This window comes from Streptomyces sp. NPDC002130, assembly GCF_040296465.1.
Classification (GTDB): Bacteria; Actinomycetota; Actinomycetes; order Streptomycetales; family Streptomycetaceae; genus Streptomyces.
Genome location: NZ_JBEOXI010000117.1, coordinates 1 through 25,235, shown reverse-complemented (window position 1 = coordinate 25,235; position 25,235 = coordinate 1). Strand labels below are relative to the sequence as shown.

Here is a 25,235-nt window from a genome sequence, read left to right as displayed (position 1 = left end):
GACTCCTCCTGCCGCCCGAACACCTTCACCAGGGCGTGCCCGGTGTACATCTCCTCGACTCCCTCCTCCGCCTTGCAGCTCCACGCGCCAGGCCCCGCTCACCGGCGCTGAAAGAATCCGCCGATCCCCTGCGGCCCGATCCAAACGACCGGCCCTAGCCCGCCGTTCGGATCCCGCCGCGCGCCCCGGGTCAGAACCCGGCCGGCTCGGTGTACACCCCCCACTCGTCCCGCAGCACGCCGCAGATCTCCCCGAGCGTGGCCTCGGCCCGTACCGCGTCGAGCATCGGCTCGATCATGTTGGCGCCGTTGCGGGCGGCGGCCAGCATGGCGTCGAGCGCGGTGCGCACCGCGGCGTCGTCACGGGCCGTCTTGCGCCCGCCGAGCGTGCGGACCTGCTCGCGCTCCACCTCGTGGCTGACCCGCAGGATCTCCAGGTCCCCGGTCACCGACCCGTCGTGACAGTTCACGCCGACGACCCTCTTGTCGCCCTTCTCCAGCGCCTGCTGGTACCGGAACGCCGACTCGGCGATCTCCCCGGTGAACCAGCCGTCCTCGATCCCGCGCAGGATCCCGGAGGTGATCGGGCCGATGGGGTGCTGCCCGTCGGGGTGCGCCCGCAGACCGCGCTCCTTGATCCGGTCGAAGATCTTCTCCGCGTCCGCCTCGATGCGGTCGGTCAGCTGCTCGACGTACCAGGAACCGCCCAGCGGGTCGGCCACGTTGGCGACGCCGGTCTCCTCCATCAGCACCTGCTGCGTGCGCAGCGCGATCTCCGCGGCCTGCTCGCTCGGCAGGGCGAGGGTCTCGTCGAGCGCGTTGGTGTGCAGCGAGTTCGTCCCGCCGAGCACGGCCGCCAGCGCCTCCACGGCCGTCCGTACGACGTTGTTGTACGGCTGCTGCGCGGTGAGGGACACGCCCGCGGTCTGCGTGTGGAAGCGGAGCCACTGCGCCTTCTCGGACTTCGCGCCGTAGACGTCGCGCATCCAGCGGGCCCAGATGCGGCGGGCGGCGCGGAACTTGGCGATCTCCTCGAAGAAGTCGACGTGCGCGTCGAAGAAGAAGGACAGGCCGGGCGCGAAGACGTCCACGTCCAGCCCGCGCGACAGGCCCAGCTCGACGTACCCGAACCCGTCCGCCAGGGTGTACGCCAGCTCCTGCGCGGCCGTCGACCCGGCCTCGCGGATGTGGTAGCCGGAGACGGACAGCGGCTTGTAGGCGGGGATGCCGGCCGCGCAGTACTCCATGAGGTCGCCGATGAGCCGCAGATGCGGCTCGGGCTGGAAGAGCCACTCCTTCTGGGCGATGTACTCCTTGAAGATGTCCGTCTGGAGCGTGCCGTTGAGGACGGACGGGTCGACGCCCTGCCGTTCGGCGGCGACCAGGTACATGCAGAAGACAGGGACGGCCGGACCGCTGATGGTCATCGACGTCGTGACGTCACCCAGTGGGATGTCCTTGAACAGGACCTCCATGTCGGCCGCCGAGTCGATGGCGACGCCGCAGTGCCCGACCTCGCCCAGCGAGCGCGGGTCGTCGGAGTCGCGGCCCATGAGCGTCGGCATGTCGAAGGCGACCGAGAGCCCGCCTCCGCCGTTGCGGAGGATCGTCTTGTAGCGCTCGTTGGTCTGCTCGGCGTTGCCGAACCCGGCGAACTGCCGGATGGTCCACGTCCGCCCCCGGTAGCCGGTCGCGTACAGGCCACGGGTGAAGGGGTACTCCCCCGGCCAGCCGATCCGGTCGAACCCGTCGTAGGTGTCACCGGGCCGGGGCCCGTACACCGGCTCCACCGGGTCGCCGGAGAGCGTGGTGAAGTCGGCCTCGCGCTTACGCGCGGCGTCGTACCGGGCCTGCCAGCGGCGGCGGCCCTCGTCGATGGCGTCAGCGTCCATACCCTCGAATTTACTTGGACGTCCTAGTAAATGTCGATGGCTGACGGGAGAGACCCGGCGAACGGGTGAGAACGACCGCCGCACGCGTGCGTGCGGCGGGGGTGCTCGCGTTCGGCTACGCCTTGACGGGGGCGGGCGCGTCCTCGGCGATCCGGCCCTCCAGCTCGCGGCTGATCCGGCGCTCCACGAAGAACGCGGCCGTCGGAACGGTTCCGGCGAGCAGCACCCACAGCTGCTTGCCGACCGGCCACTTCGCCTTGGAGCCCAGGTCGAAGGCGAAGATCAGGTACACGACGTACAGCCAGCCGTGCGCGATGCTGACGACGCGCGTGAAGTCGGCCGCGCCGTTCAGGTCGAGCACATACTTGCCGATCATGCCGAAGGTCAGCAGGACCAGCAGCACGCCGGTGACGTAGGCCATCACGCGATAGCGGGTCAGCACGCTCTTTTTCATGCAGTCGAGCGTAACGACCCGTTCCGGCAGATCTTGCCCCGGGTCACTCCTCTTCGAAGTCGCCCGCAGCGACGCGCAGCGGCCGCAGCATCGCGAAGATCTCCGCGCATTCCTCGGCGTCGTAGACCCCGAGCCCGAAGTCCATCGCCATCAGGTCGCGGGTGGCCGACTCGACGACCTCGCGGCCCTTGCCGGTGATGCTGGCGAGGGTGCCGCGGCCGTCGTTCGGGTTGGGCCGTTTGGCGACCAGACCCGACTTCACCAGCCGGTCCACGGTGTTCGTCACGGAGGTGGGGTGCACCATGAGCCGCTCGCCGATCTTGGACATGGGCAGCTCGCCGGACTTGGAGAAGGTGAGCAGCACCAGCGCCTCGTAGCGCGCGAACGTCAGCCCGTACGGCCTGACCACCGCGTCCACCTCGGCGAGGAGGATCTGCTGGGCCCGCATGATCGAGGTGATCGCGGCCATGGACGGCACGTTTCCCCAGCGCTGCTTCCAGCGTTCGTCGGCGCGCGCGATCGGATCGAAGGAGAGACTGAGCGGCTTCGGCACGAACCCGACCTTACCGGCCGGTCACATGGTGGTCAGCCCCGTCTCGCCCTTCGGGCGCGGGCATCGGCTCCGCGGGCCGCCGTTCTCGGCGGCTACTCGGCGAGGTGCCGCTCCACGGTCTCCACCTTGGACGTGAGGCCGTCCGTCACACCCGGGCGGATGTCCGCCTTGAGGACGAGGGAGACCCGGGGCGCGCGGCGCTCGACCGCGGCGACCGCGCGCCGGACGACGTCCATGACCTCGTCCCACTCCCCTTCGACGGAGGTGAACATCGCGTCGGTGCGGTTCGGCAGTCCGGACTCACGCACCACCCGTACGGCGTCGGCGACGTACTCCCCCACGTCCTCGCCGACGCCGAGCGGCGTCACGGAGAAGGCGACGATCACGCGCCCACCACGCCTTCCTTGCGCGCCCGCGTCGCGATGACCGCGTCCTCGGCCTCACGCCGGAGCCTGCGCTCGGCGAAGAACCCGCCGGCGGGCAGCACCGAGAGGACGAAGTACAGCGCGGCGGTCTTCAGCGACCACTTCGCCCGGTTCCACGCGTCGGCCCAGAAGATCACGTACAGGACGAAGAGCCCACCGTGCACCGCGCCCATCACCGGCACGGCGTTGAAGTCCGTGGTCCGCTTCAGCACGGAGCAGACCAGCAGGAGGAGGAAGGAGATCGCCTCGGGGGCCGAGACCAGGCGGAGGCGGCGGATGGCGGTGGCGGTCTTGAGGTCCACGGGTCACCTTCGGTGGGAGTTACGCGGCGGTCTGGTCGATCGAATACGGCTTGCACGGGTCCGATGGTTTGTGAACGCGCGCACAAGCGTCCCGCCCATTGTGGCAAACCGCCGCGGGCACTCCGGCCCGGGGTCCGCCTCCCCCGCCGGCCCGGCGGACCCTAGGGGAGCGGTCAGGGTCGTTCTCCACCCACAGGCTCTGTCCGCGGGGCCCGGCCTGCGGATACCTTCCAGTCGTGGCGATGTTCCGACTTCAGAGCAGCAAGGTGCTCGCCGTCGACATGACCGGAGACGCCGTCAAGGCGAAGAACGGCTCGATGGTCGCGTACGACGGGGAGATGGCCTTCAAGAAGCTCAGCGGCGGCGGCGAGGGGATCCGGGGAATGGTGACCCGGCGGCTGACCGGTGAGCAGATGACGTTGATGGAGGTGAAGGGGCGCGGGACCTGCTGGTTCGCGGACCGCGCCTCCGAGATAAACCTGGTCAGCGTCCAGGGCGACAAGCTCTACGTCGAGTCGAGCAACCTGCTCGCGACCGACGGCGGGCTGCGCACGGGCACGGAGTTCACGGGCCTGCGCGGCGCCTCGCAGGGCAACGGGCTGTTCACGACGACCGTCGAGGGCCACGGCCAGGCGGCGATCATGTCGGACGGCCCGGCGGTGGTACTGCGGGTGAGCGCGCAGTACCCGCTGACCGTCGACCCGGGGGCGTACGTGGCGCACCAGGGGAACCTGCGGCAGTCCTTCCAGTCCGGTGTGACGTTCCGCACGCTGCTCGGGGAGGGCGGCGGCGAGGCGTTCCAGATGCGGTTCGAGGGGGACGGTCTGGTGTACGTGCAGCCGAGCGAGCGGAACACGATCGCGGGGGACGTGTGACATGGCCTTCCGGGAGATCAACGGAAAGATGGTCGAGGCGACGGTCGTGCCCGGGCAGCGGCTGTTCAGTCAGCGCGGGGCGATGCTCGCGTACAAGGGCGAGGTGTCGTTCACGCCCAACACGGCGGGCGGCCAGGGCGGGATCATGTCGATGATCGGCCGCCGGGTCGCCGACGAGGACACCCCGCTGATGACGGTCGAGGGCAGCGGCACGGTCCTGTTCGGGCACGGCGGCCACCACATCCAGGTGATCCAGCTCGCCGGCGACACGCTGTACGTCGAGGCGGACCGCCTGCTGGCCTTCGAGGGCTCGCTCCAGCAGGGCACGATGTTCCTGGGCTCGCAGGGCGGCGTGATGGGCATGGTGCGCGGCCAGGTCAGCGGCCAGGGGCTGTTCACGACCACGCTGAAGGGGCACGGGTCCGTGGCGGTCATGGCCCACGGCGGCGTCATCGAGATCCCGATCAGCCCGCAGCGGCCGGTCCACGTGGACCCGCAGGCCTACGTCGCCCACCACGGCGACGTCCGCAACAAGCTGTCCACGGCACTGGGCTGGCGGGACATGGTGGGCCGCGGCTCGGGCGAGGCCTTCCAGCTGGAGCTCAGCGGCAGCGGTGCGGTGTACGTCCAGGCGTCGGAGGAGAAGCTGTGAGCACGTACGGAACCCCGGGCGCCGGCCCCGTGGTCTTCGACCCGGCGACGCTGCCTCCGGACGACAACGTCAACCCCTACACCTTCTGCGTGGAGCTCAAGGGGAGCCAGTGGTTCCTGCAGAAGGGGAAGATGATCGCCTACTACGGCTCGATCGACTTCAACGGCGTCGGACACGGCCGGCTGGACCGTCTCGTGCGCACCTCGTTCCATTCGCCACTGCACGCGAGCGACTGGGTCGTGGCCGAGGGCTCGGGCAAGATGCTCCTCGCCGACCGGGCCTTCGACGTCAATTCGTACGACCTCGAGGACGGCAATCTGACCATTCGCTCGGGCAACCTGCTCGCTTTTCAGCCAACTCTGGCACTGAAGCAATCAATCGTGCCGGGTTTTCTGACCCTCATCGGAACCGGAAAGTTCGTGGCCGCGTCCAACGGACCGGTGGTGTTCATGGAACCCCCGATCCGGGTCGACCCCCAGGCCCTGGTCGGCTGGGCCGACTGCCCCTCCCCGTGCCACCACTACGACCACGGGTACATGACCGGCGTCATGGGCGGTCTACGTGCGCTGACGGGCCTCGGAGGCGCCTCCGGCGAGGAGCACCAGTTCGAGTTCGTCGGCGCCGGGACGGTGCTGCTCCAGTCGTCCGAGACCCTGATGGCCGAGCAGGCCACGGGGACCGTTCCGCATCAGGCCGGCGTGCCCGGCGGCGGGGCGCACAGCCCCCAGGCGGGGCAGTCCGGCGTACCGCGTCTTCCCGGACAGCTGGGCGACCTCCAGCGTCGCTTCGGGCTGTGAGCGGTAGTCTGCGGAGTGTGACATCGAACGCCTACGCACCCGTGTTCGGCAGGTGTGCGCTGTCACACGGAAACCCTCACTAGTTCGCCTTTCAACATTTTAGGTAGACTTCATTCATGGAGACCGAGACGGCCACCCGCTGGCTGACCGATGCGGAGCAGTGCGCCTGGCGCACCCACCTGGAGGTCAACAGGCTGTTGACGTACCAGCTCGAGAAGGACCTGCAGCCGTTCGGCCTGACAATGAACGACTACGAGATCCTGGTGAATCTCTCCGAGTCCCCGGACCAGAGGATGCGGATGAGCGACCTCGCCTCCGCCACCCTCCAGTCCAAGAGCCGCCTCTCGCACCAGATCACGCGCATGGAGAACGCGAACCTGGTCCGGCGGGAGAACTGCGAGTCGGACCGCCGGGGCCTCTACGCGGTCCTCACCGACCACGGCATGGCGACGATGCAGAAGGTCGCGCCCCACCATGTGGCGTCCGTGCGCAGGCACTTCATCGACCTGCTGTCCCCCGAGGCCCTGACCGAGCTCGACAAGGGCCTCAAGCCCATCGCGGAGCACCTGCGCGGACAGCGCGGGCGCCCGTAGCCGGACACCCCCCTAGGCGAGCGGCAGGCGGAGTTCGAACAGGGCTCCGCCTGCGGGTCCCCGCCCGGCCGTGAGGGTGCCGCCGTGCCGGACGGCGACGTCCCGGGCGATGGCGAGCCCCAGCCCGGCTCCGCCGTCGTCGCGGCTGCGGGCGGCGTCCAGCCGGACGAACCGTTCGAAGATCCGCTCCCGGTCAACGTCGGGCACGCCGTCACCGTCGTCGGCCACCCCGACCACGGCCCGGTCGCCCTCGCGCCGCACACTCACGCTGACGGCCTCCCGGGCGTGCCGCTGGGCGTTGTCGAGCAGATTGGCGAGCACCCGCCCCAGCTGCCCCCGCGACCCGGCCACCTCCACCGGCTCCGCGTCCACGGTGACACCCGTTCGGTCCTCGGCCTGCTCCCGGGCGAGTCCGGCGAGGTCGACCTTCGCCTCACTGGGCCGCTCCCCCGCGTCCAGCCGGGCGAGGAGCAGCAGATCGGCCGCCAGCCGCTGCAGCCGGACGGTGTCCTCCACCGCCCCGTCGAGGTCCAGCAGCTCGGGGTGCGCGGCGGCCACCTCCAGTTGCGTCCGCAGCGAGGCGATCGGACTGCGCAGCTCGTGGGAGGCGTCGGCTACGAACCGCCGCTGCCGCTCCACGGACGTCTCCAGCGCCGCGAGCGTCTCGTTGGTGGTGCTGGCGAGCCGGGCGATCTCGTCGTGCGTGTCCGGCTCCGGAACGCGCCGTGCGAGGTCCTCGGAGTGGGTGATCGCGGCCATCTCGCGCCGGATCCCCTCCACGGGCCGCAGGGCCCGCCGGGTGACCAGCCAGGTCACGGCCGCGACGACGCCGAGCAGCAGCGGAAAACCGATCAGCATCACCGTCAGCGCGGTCCGCACGGCCCCGTGCTCGGCGGCCAGCGGGGAACCGGCGTAGACCTTGAGGTGCCCGCGGTCGTGGGTCTCCACCTCGACGGCGGCGAAGCGGTAGTCCTCCGCGTCGCCGTCGATCGTCGCGGACCCGTTGCTGAAGACACTCTCCCCGGAGATCTCACCGGGTTCGAGGGCCTCGCCCGCGTCCTCGGAGTCGTCATCGTCATCAGCCGTGGGCCTCGCCGCCGGCTGCGGCTTCACCCGCCCGGTGTCGGTCCCGCTGATCTTCTCCAGATCCTCACTGGCCGCGACCAGCCGCCCGTGCTCGTCCAGGACCTGCACCGGCCCGTCGTCGCCGTCGAGGCCGGAGAGCTTGTCGTACGGCGTTCCGGCGGCGAGCTCGGAGGCGACCGCCCGCGCGGAGCGCTCCGCCTGCGTACCGGCCTCGCCGATCAGGTTGGACCGCAGGGACAGCAGCACGGCGGCCCCGGCGGCGACGAGCGCCACCGCGACCACGAGCGTCGCTCCCAGCGTGGCCCGCGCCCGGACGGACCCGAACAACCGCCTCACGGTGACGTCTCCAGCCGGTAGCCGGCCCCGCGCACGGTCCGGATCAGCCCCGCCCGCAGCTTCCGCCGCAGCGTGCTGACGTACACCTCGACGATGTTCGGATCACCCTCGTACGCGAAGTCCCAGACGTGCTCCAGGATCTCGGACTTGGACACCACCTCGCCGGCCCGCAGCACGAGCTGCTCCAGCACGGAGAACTCCTTGGCGGTCAGGGCGATCTCCTCGTCACCGAGGAACACCCGGCGCGCCGCGGTGTCCACCTTCAGATCGCCGTGCACATGCACGGGTGAAGCCCCGGCCCCCTGCCCCCGCCGCCGCAGCAGCGCCTTGACCCGGGCGACGAGCACGACGTACGAGAACGGCTTGGTCAGATAGTCGTCCGCGCCGGTGTCGAGCCCCTCGGCCTCGTCGTACTCGCCGTCCTTGGCGGTCAGCATCAGGATCGGCACCTCGTGCCCGGCGGCGCGCAGGGCGGCGCAGACCCGGTAGCCGTTGAGGCCCGGCAGCATGATGTCGAGGATGACCAGGTCGTACGTACCCTCCGAGGCCTGGTGCAGCCCTTCCCGGCCGTCGTGGACGACGTCCACGGCGTACCCCTCGGCCGTCAGGCCCCTGGCGAGCGACAGGGCCAGCCGCTTCTCGTCCTCCACGATCAACAGGCGCATGCGTAAAGAGTGGCAAAGGGAAGCTGAAGATCACTTCAGGGGGCTTCAGGTTCCTCTCAGCCTCCGTCGGCCAGAGTCGAAGACGTCGAAAACGAAACGACTCGGGAGGAATCCGCATGAAGCGCAACATCGTGATCGCCGCTGTGACCGCCGCCGCTCTGATCGGAGGCGGTACGGCCACGGCCCTCGCGACCACGGGAGACGACGGCGGCTCGGCGCGGCAGGCGGCCAACACCCAGCTGTCGAAGGACGACGCGCAGGACGATCGCGACGACCGGGACGACGACGCGGCCCGGGCCGCCTCCGCGGACGTCACGGCGTCCGAGGCCATCGCCTCCGCGCTGAAGCACACGTCGGGCACGGCGGTCTCCGCCGAGCTGGACGACGAGGACGACAGCGACAAGGTGACCTGGACGGTCGACGTCCTGTCCGGCGACAACACCTGGCACAGCGTGAGCGTCGACCCGTCCAACGGCAAGGTCCTGGGCTCGCAGAGCGACGACGAGGACGACACGGCGCAGGTGCGGGCGGCTCTGAAGGGCTCGTCGGTGACCGCAGAGGAGGCCGCGAAGGCCGCCGCCGGCAAGGGCGTCGTGACCTCGGTCGACCTCGACGAGGACGGCACGAACAGCTCCTGGGAGGCCGAGACCCGCAAGTCCGGCGGGTCCGAGCAGGACTGGAAGATCGACCTCAAGTCCGCCAAGGTCACTGCGGACCGGTCGGACGCCCAGGACGACGACGACTCGGACGACCAGGACTGACCGCCCCTGCCTGCTCCCGTCCGCCCCGGTGTCCATGCGGACGCCGGGGCGTCGTGCACCCCCGGTGCAGCGGGGTGACCGCGCCGGCTGAACTCTGCGCACTCGTGCTGGGCGTAGAGGCTGAGCCCGGGGGGGTCCGCAACCCGGCGGCGCGGGGTGCCGCTGCGCCCACCCTCCCCCAAGCTCTCGGCTTCGCTCGAGCAGGGGGGACCCCCATCGCCCCCAGCGGCACGCATGCCCGCAGCCAGGCGCGCTACGACGCGCCCGCAGCCGCCGGCCGTCGCAAGGGGCCGTGTCGGGGGGTGTCCGCCCGCAGCGGTTGTCGCGTCAACGCACAGTCAGTCGGCGTACAAGCCCATCGCGACGTTCCGAGGACGGACACCCCCCGGCGCGGCTCCGACCCACCACCCGGCGCGAGGCGAGGACGCGCACCCCCACCGAAGCAGCCACAGGCCGCCGCAGGCACCGCCCCACTCAGCGATCGACGAAGACGCAACCAGCTCAGCCCTCCGTCAACCCCGCGACCAGCTCGTCAGCCGCCCGGTAAGGATCCAGCTCACCCGCGATGATCCGCTCCGCCAGCGCCCCGAGCCGCCGGTCCCCGTGCAGGTCCCCGATCCGCTCCCGCAGCGCCGTCACCGCGATCGTCTCGACCTCCCGCGACGCCCGGGACAGACGCCGCTCCGCGAGCACACCCCGCTCCTCCGTCCAGGCCCGGTGCTTCTCCAGCGCCTCGACGACCTCGTCGACGCCCTCCCCCCGCGCGGCGACCGTCTTCACGATCGGCGGCCGCCAGTCACCCGGCCCCCGGGACTCCCCCAGCCCCAGCATGTGGTTCAGCTCGCGAGCCGTCGCATCCGCCCCGTCCCGGTCCGCCTTGTTCACGACGTACACGTCGCCGATCTCCAGGATCCCGGCCTTGGCCGCCTGGATCCCGTCGCCCATCCCGGGCGCGAGCAGCACCACGGACGTGTCGGCCTGGGAGGCGATCTCCACCTCGGACTGCCCCACGCCCACCGTCTCGACCAGGATCACGTCACAGCCGGCGGCGTCCAGGACCCGGATCGCCTGCGGGGCGGCCCACGCCAGCCCGCCCAGATGCCCGCGCGTCGCCATCGACCGGATGTACACGCCCGGATCCGACGCGTGCTCCGACATCCGCACCCGGTCCCCGAGCAGCGCACCGCCCGAGAACGGGGACGACGGGTCGACGGCGAGCACGCCGACCCGCTTGTCCTGCTTGCGGTACGCGGAGACCAGCGCCGAGGTCGACGTGGACTTGCCGACCCCGGGCGACCCGGTCAGACCCACCACGTACGCCCCACCCGTCAGCGGCGCGAGCGCCGCCATGACCTCCCGCAGCTGCGGGGACGCCCCCTCCACCAGGGAGATCAGCCGGGCCACGGCCCGCGGCCGGCCTTCCCTGGCCTGGGCCACCAGGGTGGAGACGTCCTGCATCACAGCTCCGTTCAGTTAGGGGACGTACCGGAACTCAGGCCTAGGCCTTGGGCACGCGCACGATCAGCGCGTCACCCTGCCCGCCGCCACCGCACAGCGCGGCCGCACCCACGCCACCCCCACGCCGCTTCAGCTCCAGCGCGAGATGCAGCACCAGACGCGCACCGGACATCCCGATCGGGTGACCCAGGGCAATGGCGCCACCGTTGACATTCACCTTTTCGGTGGACACCCCGAGGTCCTTCATGGACTGCACGGCCACGGCCGCGAACGCCTCGTTGATCTCGATGAGGTCGAGGTCCGAGACCTCCAGGCCCTCCTTCTTCAGCGCGTGCAGGATCGCGTTGGACGGCTGCGACTGCAGCGAGTTGTCCGGCCCGGCCACGTTGCCGTGCGCCCCGATCTCGGCGATCCACTCCAGGCCGAGCTCCTGCGCCTTGGCCTTGCTCATCACGACGACGGCGGCGGCACCGTCGGAGATCTGCGAGGCGGAACCGGCCGTGATCGTCCCGTCCTTGGAGAACGCCGGACGCAGCTTCCCGAGCGACTCCGCGGTCGTGTCACCGCGAATGCCCTCGTCCTTGCTGAAGAGCACCGGGTCGCCCTTGCGCTGCGGGATCTCGACGGGCGTGATCTCGGCCTCGAACAGGCCGTTCTTCTGCGCCGCGGCCGCCCGCTGGTGCGACAGCGCGGCGATCTCGTCCTGCTCGGGCCGCGCGATGCCGAGGCGGGTGTTGTGCTTCTCCGTCGACTCGCCCATGGCGACACCGTCGAAGGAGTCGGTCAGACCGTCGTGGGCCATGGAGTCGAGCATCTGGACGGCGCCGTACTTGTAGCCCTCGCGGGACTTCGGCAGCAGGTGCGGGGCGTTGGTCATGGACTCCTGGCCACCGGCGACGACCACGTCGAACTCACCCGCTCGGATGAGCTGGTCGGCGAGCGCGATGGCGTCGAGGCCGGACAGACACACCTTGTTGATGGTCAGCGCGGGCACGTTCATCGGGATGCCGGCCTTGACCGCGGCCTGACGGGCCGGGATCTGCCCAGCACCGGCCTGGAGCACCTGCCCCATGATCACGTACTGCACCTGGTCGCCACCGATCCCCGCACGGTCGAGGGCGGCCTTGATCGCGAAGCCGCCGAGGTCGGCCCCGGAGAAGGACTTGAGCGAGCCGAGCAACCGCCCCATGGGCGTACGCGCGCCCGCGACGATCACCGAGCTGTTCGCCTCAGAAGTTCCAGAAGACATGAGCTGCGATCCCCTTACCGGCTGCACAGCCGAGGAGTGAACGAGGGTTTACTTCGAATGTACTGAGTGGCACTCCGTGCCGTCATCGGGCCGTCGGTGTGATCGCGCGCACGTTGCGTAACCACCCCGGGGGCGTTGCACTGAATCCATGCTGACGCGAATCGACCACATCGGAATCGCCTGTTTCGACCTCGACAAGACCGTCGAGTTCTACCGTGCCACCTACGGCTTCGAGGTGTTCCACTCCGAGGTCAACGAGGAGCAGGGCGTGCGCGAGGCCATGCTCAAGATCAACGACACGTCCGACGGCGGCGCCTCGTACCTGCAGCTCCTGGAGCCGACCCGCGAGGACTCCACCGTCGCGAAGTGGCTCGCCAAGAACGGGGAGGGCGTCCACCACATCGCTTTCGGTACGGCAGATGTCGACGGTGACGCCGAGGAGATCAAGGGCAAGGGCGTACGCGTGCTGTACGAAGAGCCGCGAGTCGGTTCCATGGGGTCACGGATCACCTTCCTGCACCCGAAGGACTGTCATGGCGTACTGACAGAACTGGTCACTTCGGCGCCTGTTGAGTCACCTGAGCACTGACCCTCGTACATAGGGGCCGGTAGGGTTGGGGGCGGTCGCCGCTCAGTCCAGGGTGACCGCGGTCCCGCCGTGCGACGGCAGGACCACCGGGGTCCGGGTTTCGGGGGACGAGCGTCGGGGCAGCAGCCTCTGCTCCGCCGATGATCTGACACCATTCCCCGGGGGCCCCGTTCGGCGGATGGACGGAGCTCGTTCGGAAAGAGTTGCGACCAGGGGACGGATGGGACCGCGCAGTGCGGGGCTACGAGAGCCAGGAGCGAGAGCCGGCGGCTGACGTCGACCACCTCTCTCGGTTCGAAGCCGAGATGAAGCGGCTGAAGACCGAACGGGAAAAGGCGATCCAGCACGCCGAGGACCTCGGCTACCAGGTCGAGGTGCTGCGCGCCAAGCTGCACGAGGCGCGGCGCACCATCATGTCCCGGCCCTCCTTCGATGGGGGCGACATCGGCTGGCAGGCCGAGCAGTTGCTGCGCAACGCGCAGGTGCAGGCCGACCAGATCCGTGCGGACGCCGACCGGGAGCTGAGCGAGGCCCGGGCGCAGACCCAGCGGATCCTCCAGGAGCACGCCGAGCAGGCGGCCCGGCTCCAGGCGGAGCTGCACCAGGAGGCGGTGACCCGCCGCCAGCAGCTGGACCAGGAGCTGTCCGAGCGCCGCCAGACGGTCGAGTCGCACGTCAACGAGAACGTGGCGTGGGCCGAACAGCTGCGGGCCCGCACCGAGCAGCAGGCACGCCGGCTGCTGGACGAGTCCCGCGCGGAGGCCGAGCAGGCCCTGGCCACCGCCCGCGCGGAGGCCGAGCGGCTGGCCACCGAGGCCCGGCAGCGGCTGACGAGCGCGGCCGAGGAGGCCCGGGCCGAGGCCGAGCAGATCCTGCGCCGCGCCCGCACGGACGCCGAGCGCCTGCTCAACGCCGCCTCCACACAGGCCCAGGAGGCCACGGACCACGCCGAGCAGCTGCGTACGTCGACCGTCACCGAGTCGGAGTCCGCGCGCCGCGAGGCCCAGGAGCTGAGCAAGGCCGCCGAGCAGCGGATGGCCGAGGCCGAGGAGGCGCTGCGCAAGGCGCAGACCGAGTCGGAGAAGCTGCTCACGGAGGCCAAGGAGGCCGCCGCCAAGGCCCTGGCGAGCGCCGAGTCGGCGAACGAGACGCGCACGCGCACCGCCAAGGAGCAGGTCGCCCGGCTGGTCGAGGAGGCCACGAAGGAGGCCGAGAACACCAAGTCCGAGGCCGAGCAGATCGTCGCCGACGCCAAGGCCGAGGCCGAGAAGATCGTCGCGGAGGCCTCCGAGAAGGCCCGCACGCTCACCGCCGAGGAGACCGCGACCCAGCTGTCCAAGGCGGCCAGGACCGCCGAGGAGGTCCTCAACAAGGCGTCGGAGGACGCCAAGAAGACCACGAAGGCCGCCGCCGAGGAGGCCGAGCGGATCCGCTCGGAGGCCGAGGCCGAGGCGGACCGGCTGCGGGCCGAGGCGCACGACATCGCCGAGCAGCTCAAGGGCGCGGCCAAGGACGACACCAAGGAGTACCGCGCCAAGACGGTCGAGCTGCAGGAGGAGGCCCGCCGGCTGCGCGGCGAGGCCGAGCAGCTGCGGGCGGACGCGGTCGACGAGGGCGAGAAGATCCGCGCCGAGGCCCGCAAGGAGGCCGTGGCGCAGATCGAGGAGGCGGCGAAGTCCGCCGAGGAGCTGCTCGCCAAGGCCAAGGCCGATGCGGACGAGCTGCGCACGACGGCCCAGGCGGACAGCGAGAGGGTCCGCACCGAGGCCATCGAGCGGGCGACGACGCTGCGCCGGCAGGCCGAGGAAACCCTGCAGCGCACCCGGCAGGAGGCCGAACGGCACCGCGAGGAGGTCGTCGAGCAGGCCGAGGCGCTCAAGGAGGACGCCGAGCGGGCGGCGCGGGAGCTGCACGAGGAGACCGAGCGGGCCATAGAGGCCCGTCGGGCGGAGGCCGCCGAGGAGCTGACCCGACTCCAGACGGAGGCGGAGGAGCGGCTGACGGCCGCCGAGCAGGCGCTGTCGGACGCCCGTGAGGAGGCCGCGCGGATCCGCCGCGAGGCCTCCGAGGAGAACGAGCGGCTGCGTGCCGAGGCCGCCGAGCGGATCCGTACGCTCCAGCAGCAGGCCGAGGCGGAGGCCGAGCGGCTGCGCGACGAGGCGGTGTCGGACGCGTCGGCGGCGCGTGCCGAGGGCGAGGCCGTCGCCGTACGGCTGCGCTCGGAGGCGGCGAACGAGGCCGAGCGGCTGAAGTCGGAGGCGCAGGAGAGCGCCGACCGGATGCGCGCGGAGGCGCAGTCCGCCGCCGAGCGGCTCGCCATGGAGGCGTCCGAGACGCTGGCCGCCGCCCAGGAGGAGGCCAACCGGCGTCGCCGCGAGGCCGAGGAACTCCTCGGCAGCGCCCGTCAGGAGGCCGACCAGGAGCGCGAGCGGGCCCGCGAGCAGAGCGAGGAGCTGCTGGCCTCGGCGCGCAAGCGCGTGGAGGACGCGCAGACCGAGGCCGTACGGCTGGTCGAGGAGGCCGACCGCCGCGCCACCGAGATGGTGTCGGCGGCCGAGCAGCACGCCCAGCAGGTCCGGGACTCCGTCGCGGGGCTGCACGAGCAGGCCCAGGAGGAGATCACCGGCCTGCGCTCCGCCGCCGAGCACGCGGCGGACCGTACCCGCCGGGAGGCCCAGGAGGAGGCGGACCGGGTCCGTTCCGACGCCTACGCCGAGCGGGAGCGGGCGAGCGAGGACGCGGGCCGGCTGCGGCGCGAGGCGCACGAGGAGTCCGAGGCCGCCAAGGCGCTCGCCGAGCGGACGATGTCCGAGGCGATCTCGGAGGCGGAGCGGATTCGCGCGGACGTCGCCGAGCACGCCCAGCGGGTGCGCACGGAGGCGTCGGACGCGATCGCCGAGGCCGAGCAGAGCGCCTCGCGGACCCGGGCGGACGCCCGGGAGGACGCCAACCGCATCCGCTCGGACGCGGCGACGCAGGCGGACACCCTCATCACCGAGGCCCGCAACGAGGCGGAGCGGCTGACGACGGAGACGGTCCAGGAGACCGACCGGCTGCGGATGGAGACGGTCAACGAGGCCGAACGGGTCCGCACGGAGGCCCTGTCCGAGGCCGAGCGCGTCCGGTCCGAGGCGGCCACGGAGGCCGACCGGGTGCGGGCCGAGTCCGTCGCCCAGGCCGACCGGCTGGTCGCGGAGGCCACCGGGGAGGCGGAGCGGCTGCGGGCCGAGGCCGCCGAGACGGTCGGCTCGGCGCAGCAGCACGCCGAGCGGATCCGCCGCGAGGCCGAGCGTGTCAAGACCGACGCGGAGGCGGAGGCGGAGCGCCTCGTCGGCACCGCGCGCGAGGAGGCCGACCGCACGCTGGACGAGGCCCGCAAGGACGCTAACAAGCGGCGCTCCGAGGCGGCCGAGCAGGTCGACAAGCTCATCACGGAGACCACGGCCGAGGCGGACAAGCTGCTGACCGAGGCGCAGCAGCAGGCGCACAAGACCACCGCTGAGGCCGAGTCGCGGGCCGACACGATGGTGGGCGCGGCCCGCAAGGAGGCCGACCGGCTCGTCTCCGAGGCGACGGTCGAGGGCAACTCCCGGGTGGAGAAGGCCCGCACGGACGCCGACGAGCTGCTGGTCGGCGCGCGCCGGGACGCCACGCAGATAAGGGAGCGTGCCGAGGAGCTGCGCGACCGCATCACCTCCGAGATCGAGGAGCTGCACGAGCGGGCCCGTCGCGAGTCGGCCGAGACGATGAAGTCGGCGGGCGACCGCTGCGACGCGCTCGTCAAGGCGGCCGAGGAGCAGCTGGCGAAGGCGCAGGCCAAGGCGAAGGAGATCGTCTCGGAGGCCAACTCCGAGGCCGGCAAGGTGCGTATCGCCGCGGTGAAGAAGGCGGAGGGGCTGCTCAAGGAGGCCGAGCAGAAGAAGTCCACGCTGGTCCGGGAGGCCGAGGAGCTCAAGGCCGAGGCGATCCGCGAGGCCAAGCGCACGGTCGAGGAGGGCAAGCGCGAGCTGGAGGTCCTGGTCCGCCGCCGCGAGGACATCAACGCCGAGATCTCCCGTGTCCAGGACGTCCTGGAGGCGTTGGAATCCTTTGAGGCACCCGCCGGCTCCAAGGACAACGGAGTCAAGGCGGGCGCGACGGTCGGCGCGCCCCGATCGGGTGGCAAGTCCTCGGACGGCTAGCCGTCCGGCCGGGGCCGGGGAGCCCGATTCCGGGGCCATCCGGGGGCTTTGACCAAGTTTTGGCAAGCGATCCGCCGCTTAGCCACCCAAAAGGGGTCTCATTTTCCAGATCAAACGCGCATCCGCTCGATGACACACCGTTTCGGCCCCTAGGATTCCATCTATCACCTCACCGGTCTCATTCGACAGGAACCCCATGAGCGACACTTCCCCCTACGGCTTCGAGCTTGTGCGGCGTGGGTACGACCGCGCTCAGGTGGACGAACGTATCTCCAAGCTCGTCTCCGACCGTGACAGCGCTCTCGCCCGCATCACCGCTCTGGAAAAGCGCATCGAAGAGCTCCACCTCGAGACGCAGAACGCCCAGGCCCAGATCACCGACGCCGAGCCGTCGTACGCGGGTCTCGGCGCGCGCGTGGAGAAGATCCTCCGCCTCGCCGAGGAAGAGGCGAAGGACCTGCGCGAGGAGGCCCGGCGCGCGGCCGAGCAGCACCGCGAGCTCGCCGAGTCGGCGGCCCAGCAGGTGCGCAACGACGCCGAGTCGTACTCCGCCGAGCGCAAGGCGAAGGCCGAAGACGAGGGCCTGCGGATCGTCGAGAAGGCCAAGAGTGACGCCGCCCAGCTGCGTTCCGAGGCGCAGAAGGACGCGCAGTCCAAGCGTGAGGAGGCGGACGCCCTCTTCGAGGAGACCCGCGCGAAGGCCGCTCAGGCCGCCGCCGACTTCGAGACGAACCTCGCCAAGCGCCGCGAGCAGTCCGAGCGCGACCTGGCCTCCCGTCAGGCCAAGGCCGAGAAGCGCCTCGCCGAGATCGAGCACCGCGCCGAGCAGCTGCGACTGGAGGCCGAGAAGCTGCGCACGGACGCCGAGCGCCGCGCCCGCCAGACGGTGGAGACGGCCCAGCGCCAGGCCGAGGACATCGTGGCCGACGCCAACGCCAAGGCCGACCGCATCCGTTCGGAATCCGAGCGCGAGCTGGCCGCCCTCACCAACCGCCGCGACAGCATCAACGCCCAGCTGACGAACGTCCGCGAGATGCTCGCGACGCTCACGGGCGCCGCGGTGGCCGCCGCCGGCACGCCGGCCGAGGACGAGCCGATCTCCCGTGGGGTCCCGGCCCAGCAGTCCCGGTAACACCGGGGTATACGGAGTCTGAACCTCCGCAAAGCCCTCTGCCGCTCGGGTGGCAGAGGGCTTTGCCACGCTCTAGCGTGGCGGCATGATTGAGCTCGAGGGGCTGACGAAGCGGTACGGCGAGAAGGTGGCGGTCAACAACCTGTCCTTCACCGTCAGACCGGGCATCGTCACCGGCTTCCTCGGGCCGAACGGCGCGGGCAAGTCGACGACCATGCGGATGATCATCGGTCTCGACCATCCGACCGCCGGCGACGTCCGTATCGACGGCAAGCACTACCCGCAGCTCAAGGACCCGCTGACGTACATCGGCGCCCTGCTGGAGGCCAAGGCCTGGCACGGCGGGCGCACCGCCTACAACCATCTGCTGTGCCTCGCGCAGAGCAACGGCATTCCGCGCAGCCGGGTTCGGGAGGTGCTGGAGACGGTCGGGCTGTCGGCGGTCGCGAAGAAGAAGACCAAGGGCTTCTCGATGGGCATGGGGCAGCGGCTCGGCATCGCGGCCGCGCTGCTCGGCGATCCGCGGATCCTGATGTTCGACGAGCCGGTCAACGGCCTCGACCCCGAGGGCATCCACTGGATCCGCACCCTGATGAAGTCGCTCGCCGCGCAGGGCCGGACCGTGTTCGTCTCCTCCCACCTGATGAGCGAGATGGCCCTGACGGCCGAGCACCTCGTCGTCATCGGGCAGGGGCGGCTCCTCGCGGACACCTCCATGGCGGACTTCATCGACCGCAACTCACGCAGTTACGTCCGGGTCCGCACCCCGCAGCGGGAGCGGTTGCTCGACGTGCTGCACCAGGCCGGGATCGTGGCCGTGGAGAGCGGCGACGGGGTGCTGGAGGTGGACGGCGGCAAGGCCGAGCAGATCGGTGAGCTGGCGGCGCAGCACCGGATCACGCTGCACGAGCTGAGTCCGCAACAGGCCTCGCTGGAGGAGGCGTTCATGCAGCTGACCGCGGAGTCGGTGGAGTACCACGCACACAGCGCGACGGGCGCGACGAGCCCCGAGCCATCGCGGCAGCAGTGGGGCGACGGCTGGAAGAGGGGCTGAGGCATGGCGGTGACGCAGGTCGTACGGTCGGAGTGGACCAAGATCCGGTCGGTGGCGTCCACGGTGTGGACACTCTCGCTGGTGGTGGTCGTGACGGTCGCCCTGGGCATGCTGATCGCGGCGCTCTCGAAGAACGAGTTCGACTCGATGAACGCGCAGGACCGGGCCGACTTCGACCCCACGTTCATCAGTTTCGCTGGGATGAGCCTGGGGCAGCTCGCGATGATCGTCTTCGGGGTGCTGGTCGTGTCGAACGAGTACAGCACGGGCATGATCCGCACCTCGCTGGCCGCGGTGCCGCAGCGTGGTTCCTTCCTGTTCAGCAAGATCGCCGTCGCCAGTGGACTCGCTCTCCTGGTCGGCCTCGTCACCAGCTTCGCCGCCTTCTTCCTGGGGCAGGCGATGCTCGGCTCGCACCGGGCGGAGATCGGCGATCCGGGGGTGCTGCGGGCCGTGCTCGGCGGGGGCCTCTACATGGCGCTGATCGCGATGTTCTCCATGGGCGTCGCCGCGATGCTGCGCTCACCGATGCTGTCGCTGGGCATCCTGATGCCGTTCTTCTTCCTGATCTCCAACATCCTGGGCAATGTCGACGCGACGAAGAAGGTCGGCCGGTTCCTTCCCGACCAGGCCGGCAGCAAGATCATGCAGGTGGTCACGCCGATCGACGACGACACTCCGTACGGACCGTGGGGCGGCCTCGGGATCATGGGGCTGTGGGTGCTCGCGGCACTCGTCGGCGGCTACGTGCTGCTGAGGAAGCGCGACGCCTAGGGGACGGACGCGGTCCGACCTTTTACCTCCTCTTGGAAGGAACCGTCAGCGCCTCGATATCCTCCTAACCCTTACGGGGGCGTGTGCCCCGCTGTCCTGAACCTTGCGATGGGTGCGGAGCATGATCGAAGCAGTCGGCCTGACGAAGCGCTACGGCGACAAGACCGCTGTGTACAACCTTTCCTTCCAGGTGCGGCCCGGAGCCGTCACCGGCTTCCTCGGGCCGAACGGCTCGGGCAAGTCGACGACGATGCGCATGATCCTCGGCCTGGACAATCCGACGGCCGGGCAGGTGACGATCGGCGGCTACCCGTACCGCAGGCTGCCCAACGCCGCCCGCCAGGTCGGTGCCCTGCTGGACGCCAAGGCGGTGCACGGCGGCCGGTCCGCACGCAATCACCTGCTGTCATTGGCCCAGCTCTCGGGCATCCCGTCCCGGCGGGTGGACGAGGTGCTCGGGGTCGTCGGTCTGCAGGACGTGGCCAAGAAGCGGTCCAAGGGCTTCTCCCTCGGCATGGGCCAGCGGCTCGGCATCGCGGCGGCGCTGCTCGGCGACCCGCAGGTGCTGCTGTTCGACGAGCCGGTCAACGGCCTCGACCCCGAGGGCATCCTCTGGGTGCGCAACCTGATGAAGGCGCTGGCGGCGGAGGGCCGTACGGTCTTCGTCTCCTCCCACCTGATGAGCGAGATGGCGCTGACCGCCGACCACCTCATCGTCATCGGGCGCGGTCAGCTGCTCGCGGACATGAGCGTCACCGACTTCATCTCGGCCAACTCGGCGGACTTCGCACGCGTGCGGACGCCCGACACCGAGCCGCAGCAGCGCGAGAAGCTGTCGGCCGCGCTCACCGAGGCGGGCGGTCATGTACTGCCCGAGCAGGACGGCGCGCTGCGCGTGACCGGGCTGCCGCTGCCCCGCATCAGCGACATCGCGCACGGCACGGACGTACGGCTGTGGGAGCTGTCGCCGCACCAGGCCTCCCTGGAGGAGGCGTACATGCGGATGACGCAGGGCGCCGTCGACTACCGCTCGACCATCGACCAGAAGGAAGGGCTCCAGCAGCCGCTGCCGCCCGGCGCGCAGCCGCCGATGCCGGTGCCGGGGCAGGGCCAGCCGGGCTGGTACGCCCCGCCGCCGCCCCAGCAGGGCGGCGCACCCTTCCCCGGCGCGCCGCAGGGCGCACCGGGCGGCGCACCGGGCCAGGCTCCGGCGGGCCCGTACGGCTCGGCCCAGGGCGCCTCCGCCCAGGGCACCCCCAACCCGTACGCCCAGCCCGCGCCCCAGGGCGCCCCACAGCAGGCGCCGCAGGGCGAGGCGGGCGGGCCCGGCGCGTCCGCGACGCCGGCGCCCCAGAGCGCTCCGCAGGGCTCCGCCCAGCCCGGGGCTCAGGCCACCCCGGGTCAGGCCCCGGCAGCCGCCCCGCCCGCGCCCCAGAGCGCTCCGCAGCCCGCGCCCCAGCCGGCCGCCGCGCCCGCGCAGCCCGCCGCCGCGCCGTCCGCGCCCGCCGCCGCCCCGACCTCCGACCTGACCAAGCCCGAGGACGCCCGATGAGCAGCCCCCAGTCCCAGATGCCGCAGGCCGCGCCCGCCTGGCAGGCGGCTCCCGGTTCCGCCCCCTACCCCGGCGGTCCCGGCTACACCTCGCCGATCCCGGTCGTGCGCACGCACCTCGGCAACGCCATCGCGTCCGAGTGGACGAAGATCAGGTCGGTGCGCTCCACCCTGTGGACGCTCGGTGTGTTCGTCCTGCTCGTCATCGGCATCGGCACGCTGACCGGCGTGGTGGTCGCCGAGTCCGACCCGGCCCTGGACGGCGAGAGCCCGCTCGGCCTGGGCTTCTTCGGGCTGCTGCTGGGCAGCATGTGCATCATGACGCTGGGCGTGCTGACCACGGCCTCGGAGTACGGCACGGGCATGATCCGCACCACGATGGTCGCGTGCCCGAGCCGGGGCAGGGTGCTGGCGGCGAAGGCCGTGGTGTTCTTCCTGACCGCGTTCGTCGTGACGCTGGTGTCCGCGTCCCTCGTCGCCTTCCTGCACGTTGCGATGCTGCAGGGCGACGGCGCCAAGTCCCCCTCCGGCGGTGAGTGGCTGAAGGGCACGGTCGGCATCTCGCTCTACATCGCGCTGCTGGGCCTGCTCTCGCTCCTCGTCGGCTCGATCATCCGGCACTCGGCGGGCGCCATCACGATCATGATCGGCGCCGTGCTGGCCCCGCTGGTGATCGCGCTGTTCATGTTCTCGGAGTCCCTGCAGGAGGTGCGCGACGCACTGTTCGAGTACTCGATCCCGAACCAGCTCAGCGTCTTCTACGCCAACTCCCTCAGCCAGTCCGGCCCGTCCGGATGGGACCCGCTGTGGATCATCCTCGGCGTCACGGCCGTCACCTTCGGCGGCGCTTTCGTGCTCCAGGAGAAGCGGGACGTCTGAGCCCGGTCAGAATCTCGGCGCGTTACGGGACCGCCGCACCCCCGGGGTGCGGCGGTCCCGCGCGTTCCAGCAGGCCTTGTGCCAGTGCCGCCGGTCGTCGACACCCGTGTGCTCCGCCCAGGCCACCACGTGCGGCACCCCGTCCGGGATCATCTGGTCGCAGCCCGGGCAGCGGTACGACTTGCCCTGCGCGCTCGCGCCGGCCACGTGCCGCACGTTCCAGTTCTCGCCCTGCCAGTTCTCCGAGGACTGCCAGCCGCCGTAGCGGCCGGGGCGGTCGTCCTCGGCGCTCCGGCCGGAAGAACCGGCGTCCTTGGCTCGGTTGCGACGCGGGGACACGGGACACCTCTCGGGGCTATACAGGAAGCACGGGCCGCGTCCAGCCTACGCGGCGCGCACAGGGGTACGGGTACGGCACCGATCGCCACAAGTGCCTCGCGGGCGCGCCGAACTCGCCCCGGGTGCCCTCCCCCGGGCTCCCGGCGGAACGGCTCATTCTGCAGACAATCCGCAAAATACTCCGCCCGGCCGTGTCCTCGGCACGTGTCAGACGGTTATGCGCTGTGGGGGAGCTCCTGTCGGAGCCAAGGAAGCAGGAAAGCAATGCGCGTTGGAAGTTTCGTGTTGGCGGCCCAGTTCCCCGGTCAGGGCGAGGGAGAGGCGCTGCACCGCGCGGTCCGCTCGGCCGAGGTGGCCGAGGAGGCCGGGCTCGACACGGTCTGGCTGGCCGAGCACCACTTCGTGCCGTACGGCACGTGCCCGTCGGCCATCACCCTGGCCGCCCTGCTGCTGGGCCGCACCCGGCGCATCCGGGTCGGTACGGCGGTCAGTGTGCTGCCCACCGTGCACCCCGTGGCCCTCGGCGAACAGGCGGCGCTGCTGCACCACACGAGCGACGGCCGTTTCACGCTCGGTGTCGGACGCGGCGGCCCCTGGGTCGACCTGGAGGTGTTCGGCGCGGGTCTGGAGGCGTACGAACAGGGGTTCCCGGAGTCCCTGGAGCTTCTGACGCGGTGGCTGCGCGAGTCGTCCGTGGCGGCCGACGGGGAGCGCTTCCGCTTCCGTGAAGTCCCGGTTGTACCGCGGCCGTCGGAGGCTCTGACGGAGGGCGCGGGACCCGAGCTCGTCGTCGCCTGCACCTCACCGGCGAGCGTGCGGCTCGCCGCCGAGCGGGGCCTGTCGATGCTGCTCGGGATGCACGTGGGGGACGAGGAGAAGGCCGAGATGGTCGCGCTGTGGCGGCAGCACGCGCGGGCCTGCGGCCGGTCGCCGGAGGAGATCCTGGGCGCGTCGCACGTGTCGGCCGGCGTCTGCCAGATCGCGGACCGGCGGGTCGACGCGGCGGAGACGCTGATGAAGGCGATGCCGGGCTGGCTGAAGCAGGGCCTGGAGGCGCATGTCACGGTCGACGGGCGCACGCGCCGGATGCGCGACCCGCTGGCCTACACCGAACTGCTCTGCGGGCTGCACCCGGTGGGCACCCCGCGGCTGTGCGCGGACCGGCTGGCGGCGACCAGCGAGCGGACGGGCATCTCCCGCTTCGCGCTGCTCGTCGAGGGCTCCGGGGACCTGGCGGCGACCGAGGAGAACGTGCGGCGGCTGGGCGCCGAGGTGCTCCCCCAACTCGTCTGAGCGCGAGATGACTTCCTGGGGGCTTGCCGCTCCGGTACAGAACCGCACCTCCCGCGTACGGAGCGGCAAGCAGATGGCGCCGCGTCAGCAGTCCCGGAACTCGGGAGACTGGTTCAGCACCTGACTGCGGACCGAGGTGAAACGGTCCAGCTTCTCGTCGACCGAGGAGTCGAGCGGGAACACGGCCACCCGGTGGCAGTTCTGGAAGGCCAGGCGCACACCGAAGTGCCGTTGCAGCGCGCCGCGTATCGCGTCACTCGCAAGCGCACGCAGCAGCTGACCGCGTGCCTGCTCGTCCGGCGGGGGCGTCTGGTTGTCGGCGAACGCACCGCCGTCCACCTTCAGCTGGGCCACCAGTGAGCTGATCATCTCCCACGCGTAGGGCAGGGAGGTCCGGACGCAGTCGACGAATTCCGCTTCGTCGACCTCGCCTCGCTCGGCCTGTTCGAGTAGGGCCGGTGAGACGTCGAGCGACATGAGTTCTCCTCTCGCACCCCCGCCCGGCGGGCAGGGGTTGCCGGACAGATAAGGGAGTTCGCGACACCGGACACGCTGCGTACACGCACCGCGACCTCCCGTTCATACGGTAAGCAACGTACGGTGACGGCACCAGGAAAATGCGCAGATGAGACACTCCCGATGAGCACACCATGCACACAATCGGCCATTACCGAACACGTGTTTTCCAGGGCGAATCGCGTCGACAGGCACCCGTCGAGTAGCGTTGCCGACCATGCGTCTCGTCATTGCCCGCTGCTCCGTGGACTACGCCGGGCGGCTCACCGCCCACCTTCCCTCGGCCCCGCGCCTGATCCTGGTGAAGGCGGACGGCAGCGTCTCGATCCACGCCGACGACCGGGCCTACAAGCCCCTTAACTGGATGTCGCCGCCCTGCACCCTGAAGGAGGGCACCGGCGAGGAGGAAGGCGTCTGGACCGTCGTCAACAAGGCGGGCGAGAAGCTCATCATCACGATGGAGGAAGTCCTCCACGACTCCTCGCACGAACTGGGCGTCGATCCCGGCCTGATCAAGGACGGCGTGGAAGCGCACCTCCAGGAGCTGCTCGCCGACCGTATCGAGACACTCGGCGACGGCTACACCCTGATCCGCCGCGAGTACCCGACGGCCATCGGGCCGGTCGACATCCTGTGCCGGGACGCCGACGGCAAGACCGTCGCGGTGGAGATCAAGCGGCGCGGTGAGATCGACGGCGTGGAGCAGCTCACGCGTTACCTGGAGCTGCTGAACCGCGATCCCCATCTCGCCCCGGTGCGCGGTGTCTTCGCGGCCCAGGAGATCAAGCCCCAGGCCCGCGTGCTCGCGACCGACCGCGGCATCGGCTGCC

General features: G+C 70.9%; 25 protein-coding genes. 14 read left to right on the top strand and 11 right to left on the bottom strand.

Translation table 11 applies throughout. The annotated features are described in order from the left end of the window. Positions 1–190 precede the first annotated feature (190 nt). The 5 genes from icmA to ABT116_RS22415 all read right to left on the bottom strand — a co-directional run bounded on the left by icmA (position 191) and on the right by ABT116_RS22415 (position 3,625). Positions 191–1,891, bottom strand: a complete 1,701-nt coding sequence (gene icmA / locus ABT116_RS22435) for a coenzyme B12-dependent isobutyryl-CoA mutase large subunit (RefSeq protein WP_351636734.1) — start codon at positions 1,889–1,891, stop codon at positions 191–193. Positions 1,892–2,006: 115 nt separating this feature from the next. Then, entirely contained in the window at positions 2,007–2,345 is a 339-nt protein-coding gene (locus ABT116_RS22430; protein WP_351636732.1) for a DUF3817 domain-containing protein, read from the bottom strand. Between the two features lie 43 nt (positions 2,346–2,388). Next, a complete protein-coding gene (locus ABT116_RS22425) occupies positions 2,389–2,898 on the bottom strand; it encodes a MarR family winged helix-turn-helix transcriptional regulator (protein ID WP_351636730.1) in 510 nt (169 codons plus the stop codon). 92 nt (positions 2,899–2,990) lie between these two features. Further along, positions 2,991–3,284, bottom strand: a complete 294-nt coding sequence (locus ABT116_RS22420; RefSeq protein ID WP_030854324.1) for an MTH1187 family thiamine-binding protein — start codon at positions 3,282–3,284, stop codon at positions 2,991–2,993. Then, the gene (locus tag ABT116_RS22415; protein ID WP_351636729.1) at positions 3,281–3,625 is read right to left on the bottom strand and encodes a DUF3817 domain-containing protein; all 345 of its coding nucleotides are present in this window, start codon (positions 3,623–3,625) and stop codon (positions 3,281–3,283) included. The genes ABT116_RS22420 and ABT116_RS22415 overlap by 4 nt, the downstream gene beginning before the upstream one ends. A gap of 242 nt (positions 3,626–3,867) precedes the next feature. Between ABT116_RS22415 and ABT116_RS22410 the strand changes: the two genes are divergently transcribed. The 4 genes from ABT116_RS22410 to ABT116_RS22395 all read left to right on the top strand — a co-directional run bounded on the left by ABT116_RS22410 (position 3,868) and on the right by ABT116_RS22395 (position 6,542). Continuing rightward, positions 3,868–4,500 carry an AIM24 family protein gene (locus tag ABT116_RS22410; RefSeq protein ID WP_102911820.1) on the top strand — a complete coding sequence of 211 codons (633 nt, stop codon included), beginning with the start codon at positions 3,868–3,870 and terminating at the stop codon, positions 4,498–4,500. 1 nt (position 4,501) lies between these two features. Next, a complete protein-coding gene (locus tag ABT116_RS22405; RefSeq protein WP_351636727.1) occupies positions 4,502–5,152 on the top strand; it encodes an AIM24 family protein in 651 nt (216 codons plus the stop codon). Next, complete coding sequence (locus tag ABT116_RS22400; protein WP_351636725.1) at positions 5,149–5,949, top strand: AIM24 family protein; 801 nt, start codon at positions 5,149–5,151, stop codon at positions 5,947–5,949. The genes ABT116_RS22405 and ABT116_RS22400 overlap by 4 nt, the downstream gene beginning before the upstream one ends. A 116-nt stretch (positions 5,950–6,065) precedes the next feature. Next, entirely contained in the window at positions 6,066–6,542 is a 477-nt protein-coding gene (locus ABT116_RS22395) for a MarR family winged helix-turn-helix transcriptional regulator (RefSeq protein WP_351636723.1), read from the top strand. A gap of 12 nt (positions 6,543–6,554) precedes the next feature. Here the strand turns inward: ABT116_RS22395 and ABT116_RS22390 are convergent, their stop codons facing one another. After that, positions 6,555–7,964 (bottom strand): ATP-binding protein, encoded by a 1,410-nt coding sequence (locus tag ABT116_RS22390; RefSeq protein ID WP_351636722.1) that lies wholly within the window; start codon positions 7,962–7,964, stop codon positions 6,555–6,557. Next, on the bottom strand, positions 7,961–8,629 hold the full coding sequence (locus tag ABT116_RS22385; protein ID WP_351636720.1) for a response regulator transcription factor: 669 nt from the start codon (positions 8,627–8,629) through the stop codon (positions 7,961–7,963). The genes ABT116_RS22390 and ABT116_RS22385 overlap by 4 nt, the downstream gene beginning before the upstream one ends. 116 nt (positions 8,630–8,745) lie before the next feature. Between ABT116_RS22385 and ABT116_RS22380 the strand changes: the two genes are divergently transcribed. Then, on the top strand, positions 8,746–9,390 hold the full coding sequence (locus ABT116_RS22380) for a PepSY domain-containing protein (protein WP_351636718.1): 645 nt from the start codon (positions 8,746–8,748) through the stop codon (positions 9,388–9,390). A gap of 501 nt (positions 9,391–9,891) precedes the next feature. Here ABT116_RS22380 and meaB read toward each other — a convergent pair. Both meaB and ABT116_RS22370 read right to left on the bottom strand, forming a co-directional pair. After that, positions 9,892–10,848: a methylmalonyl Co-A mutase-associated GTPase MeaB gene (meaB, locus tag ABT116_RS22375; RefSeq protein ID WP_351636715.1), complete on the bottom strand. Its 957-nt coding sequence runs from the start codon at positions 10,846–10,848 to the stop codon at positions 9,892–9,894. 40 nt (positions 10,849–10,888) lie between these two features. Beyond that, entirely contained in the window at positions 10,889–12,097 is a 1,209-nt protein-coding gene (locus tag ABT116_RS22370) for an acetyl-CoA C-acetyltransferase (RefSeq protein WP_351636713.1), read from the bottom strand. A gap of 148 nt (positions 12,098–12,245) precedes the next feature. On the opposite strand from ABT116_RS22370, the gene mce reads away from it, so the two are divergent. From mce to ABT116_RS22335, 7 genes are all read left to right on the top strand, one after another. After that, positions 12,246–12,686: a methylmalonyl-CoA epimerase gene (mce, locus tag ABT116_RS22365; protein ID WP_030854295.1), complete on the top strand. Its 441-nt coding sequence runs from the start codon at positions 12,246–12,248 to the stop codon at positions 12,684–12,686. Between the two features lie 233 nt (positions 12,687–12,919). Beyond that, positions 12,920–16,867 (top strand): polarized growth protein Scy, encoded by a 3,948-nt coding sequence (gene scy / locus ABT116_RS22360; RefSeq protein ID WP_351636711.1) that lies wholly within the window; start codon positions 12,920–12,922, stop codon positions 16,865–16,867. A gap of 196 nt (positions 16,868–17,063) precedes the next feature. Next, the gene (locus ABT116_RS22355; protein WP_184850054.1) at positions 17,064–17,999 is read left to right on the top strand and encodes a coiled-coil domain-containing protein; all 936 of its coding nucleotides are present in this window, start codon (positions 17,064–17,066) and stop codon (positions 17,997–17,999) included. Positions 18,000–18,084: 85 nt separating this feature from the next. Next, complete coding sequence (locus ABT116_RS22350) at positions 18,085–19,053, top strand: ABC transporter ATP-binding protein (protein ID WP_351636708.1); 969 nt, start codon at positions 18,085–18,087, stop codon at positions 19,051–19,053. Between the two features lie 3 nt (positions 19,054–19,056). Further along, a complete protein-coding gene (locus tag ABT116_RS22345) occupies positions 19,057–19,827 on the top strand; it encodes an ABC transporter permease (protein WP_351636706.1) in 771 nt (256 codons plus the stop codon). 121 nt (positions 19,828–19,948) lie between these two features. After that, the gene (locus ABT116_RS22340) at positions 19,949–21,379 is read left to right on the top strand and encodes an ABC transporter ATP-binding protein (protein WP_351636704.1); all 1,431 of its coding nucleotides are present in this window, start codon (positions 19,949–19,951) and stop codon (positions 21,377–21,379) included. Beyond that, positions 21,376–22,257, top strand: a complete 882-nt coding sequence (locus ABT116_RS22335; protein WP_351636702.1) for an ABC transporter permease subunit — start codon at positions 21,376–21,378, stop codon at positions 22,255–22,257. The genes ABT116_RS22340 and ABT116_RS22335 overlap by 4 nt, the downstream gene beginning before the upstream one ends. A gap of 6 nt (positions 22,258–22,263) precedes the next feature. Here the strand turns inward: ABT116_RS22335 and ABT116_RS22330 are convergent, their stop codons facing one another. Next, positions 22,264–22,596 (bottom strand): Rv1322 family protein, encoded by a 333-nt coding sequence (locus ABT116_RS22330; RefSeq protein WP_351636700.1) that lies wholly within the window; start codon positions 22,594–22,596, stop codon positions 22,264–22,266. Between the two features lie 264 nt (positions 22,597–22,860). Between ABT116_RS22330 and ABT116_RS22325 the strand changes: the two genes are divergently transcribed. Next, positions 22,861–23,889, top strand: a complete 1,029-nt coding sequence (locus ABT116_RS22325; protein ID WP_351636698.1) for an LLM class flavin-dependent oxidoreductase — start codon at positions 22,861–22,863, stop codon at positions 23,887–23,889. Positions 23,890–23,973: 84 nt separating this feature from the next. On the opposite strand, the gene ABT116_RS22320 is transcribed toward ABT116_RS22325, so the two are convergent. After that, positions 23,974–24,366, bottom strand: a complete 393-nt coding sequence (locus tag ABT116_RS22320) for an SCO5389 family protein (RefSeq protein WP_003993005.1) — start codon at positions 24,364–24,366, stop codon at positions 23,974–23,976. A gap of 256 nt (positions 24,367–24,622) precedes the next feature. Here ABT116_RS22320 and nucS point away from each other — a divergent pair. After that, positions 24,623–25,235 (top strand): endonuclease NucS (gene nucS / locus ABT116_RS22315; protein WP_351636696.1); only part of this gene is annotated, 613 nt, incomplete at its 3' end.

Coding starts and splice junctions, on each gene's coding strand:
- icmA (WP_351636734.1), bottom strand. CDS start 1,891: ATGGACGCTGACGCCATCGACGAGGGCCGCCGCCGCTGGCAGGCCCGG.
- ABT116_RS22335 (WP_351636702.1), top strand. CDS start 21,376: ATGAGCAGCCCCCAGTCCCAGATGCCGCAGGCCGCGCCCGCCTGGCAG.
- mce (WP_030854295.1), top strand. CDS start 12,246: ATGCTGACGCGAATCGACCACATCGGAATCGCCTGTTTCGACCTCGAC.
- ABT116_RS22325 (WP_351636698.1), top strand. CDS start 22,861: ATGCGCGTTGGAAGTTTCGTGTTGGCGGCCCAGTTCCCCGGTCAGGGC.
- ABT116_RS22370 (WP_351636713.1), bottom strand. CDS start 12,097: ATGTCTTCTGGAACTTCTGAGGCGAACAGCTCGGTGATCGTCGCGGGC.
- ABT116_RS22430 (WP_351636732.1), bottom strand. CDS start 2,345: ATGAAAAAGAGCGTGCTGACCCGCTATCGCGTGATGGCCTACGTCACC.
- ABT116_RS22395 (WP_351636723.1), top strand. CDS start 6,066: ATGGAGACCGAGACGGCCACCCGCTGGCTGACCGATGCGGAGCAGTGC.
- ABT116_RS22345 (WP_351636706.1), top strand. CDS start 19,057: ATGGCGGTGACGCAGGTCGTACGGTCGGAGTGGACCAAGATCCGGTCG.
- ABT116_RS22385 (WP_351636720.1), bottom strand. CDS start 8,629: ATGCGCCTGTTGATCGTGGAGGACGAGAAGCGGCTGGCCCTGTCGCTC.
- ABT116_RS22320 (WP_003993005.1), bottom strand. CDS start 24,366: ATGTCGCTCGACGTCTCACCGGCCCTACTCGAACAGGCCGAGCGAGGC.
- ABT116_RS22380 (WP_351636718.1), top strand. CDS start 8,746: ATGAAGCGCAACATCGTGATCGCCGCTGTGACCGCCGCCGCTCTGATC.
- ABT116_RS22410 (WP_102911820.1), top strand. CDS start 3,868: ATGTTCCGACTTCAGAGCAGCAAGGTGCTCGCCGTCGACATGACCGGA.
- meaB (WP_351636715.1), bottom strand. CDS start 10,848: ATGCAGGACGTCTCCACCCTGGTGGCCCAGGCCAGGGAAGGCCGGCCG.
- ABT116_RS22405 (WP_351636727.1), top strand. CDS start 4,502: ATGGCCTTCCGGGAGATCAACGGAAAGATGGTCGAGGCGACGGTCGTG.
- ABT116_RS22340 (WP_351636704.1), top strand. CDS start 19,949: ATGATCGAAGCAGTCGGCCTGACGAAGCGCTACGGCGACAAGACCGCT.
- ABT116_RS22355 (WP_184850054.1), top strand. CDS start 17,064: ATGAGCGACACTTCCCCCTACGGCTTCGAGCTTGTGCGGCGTGGGTAC.
- ABT116_RS22350 (WP_351636708.1), top strand. CDS start 18,085: ATGATTGAGCTCGAGGGGCTGACGAAGCGGTACGGCGAGAAGGTGGCG.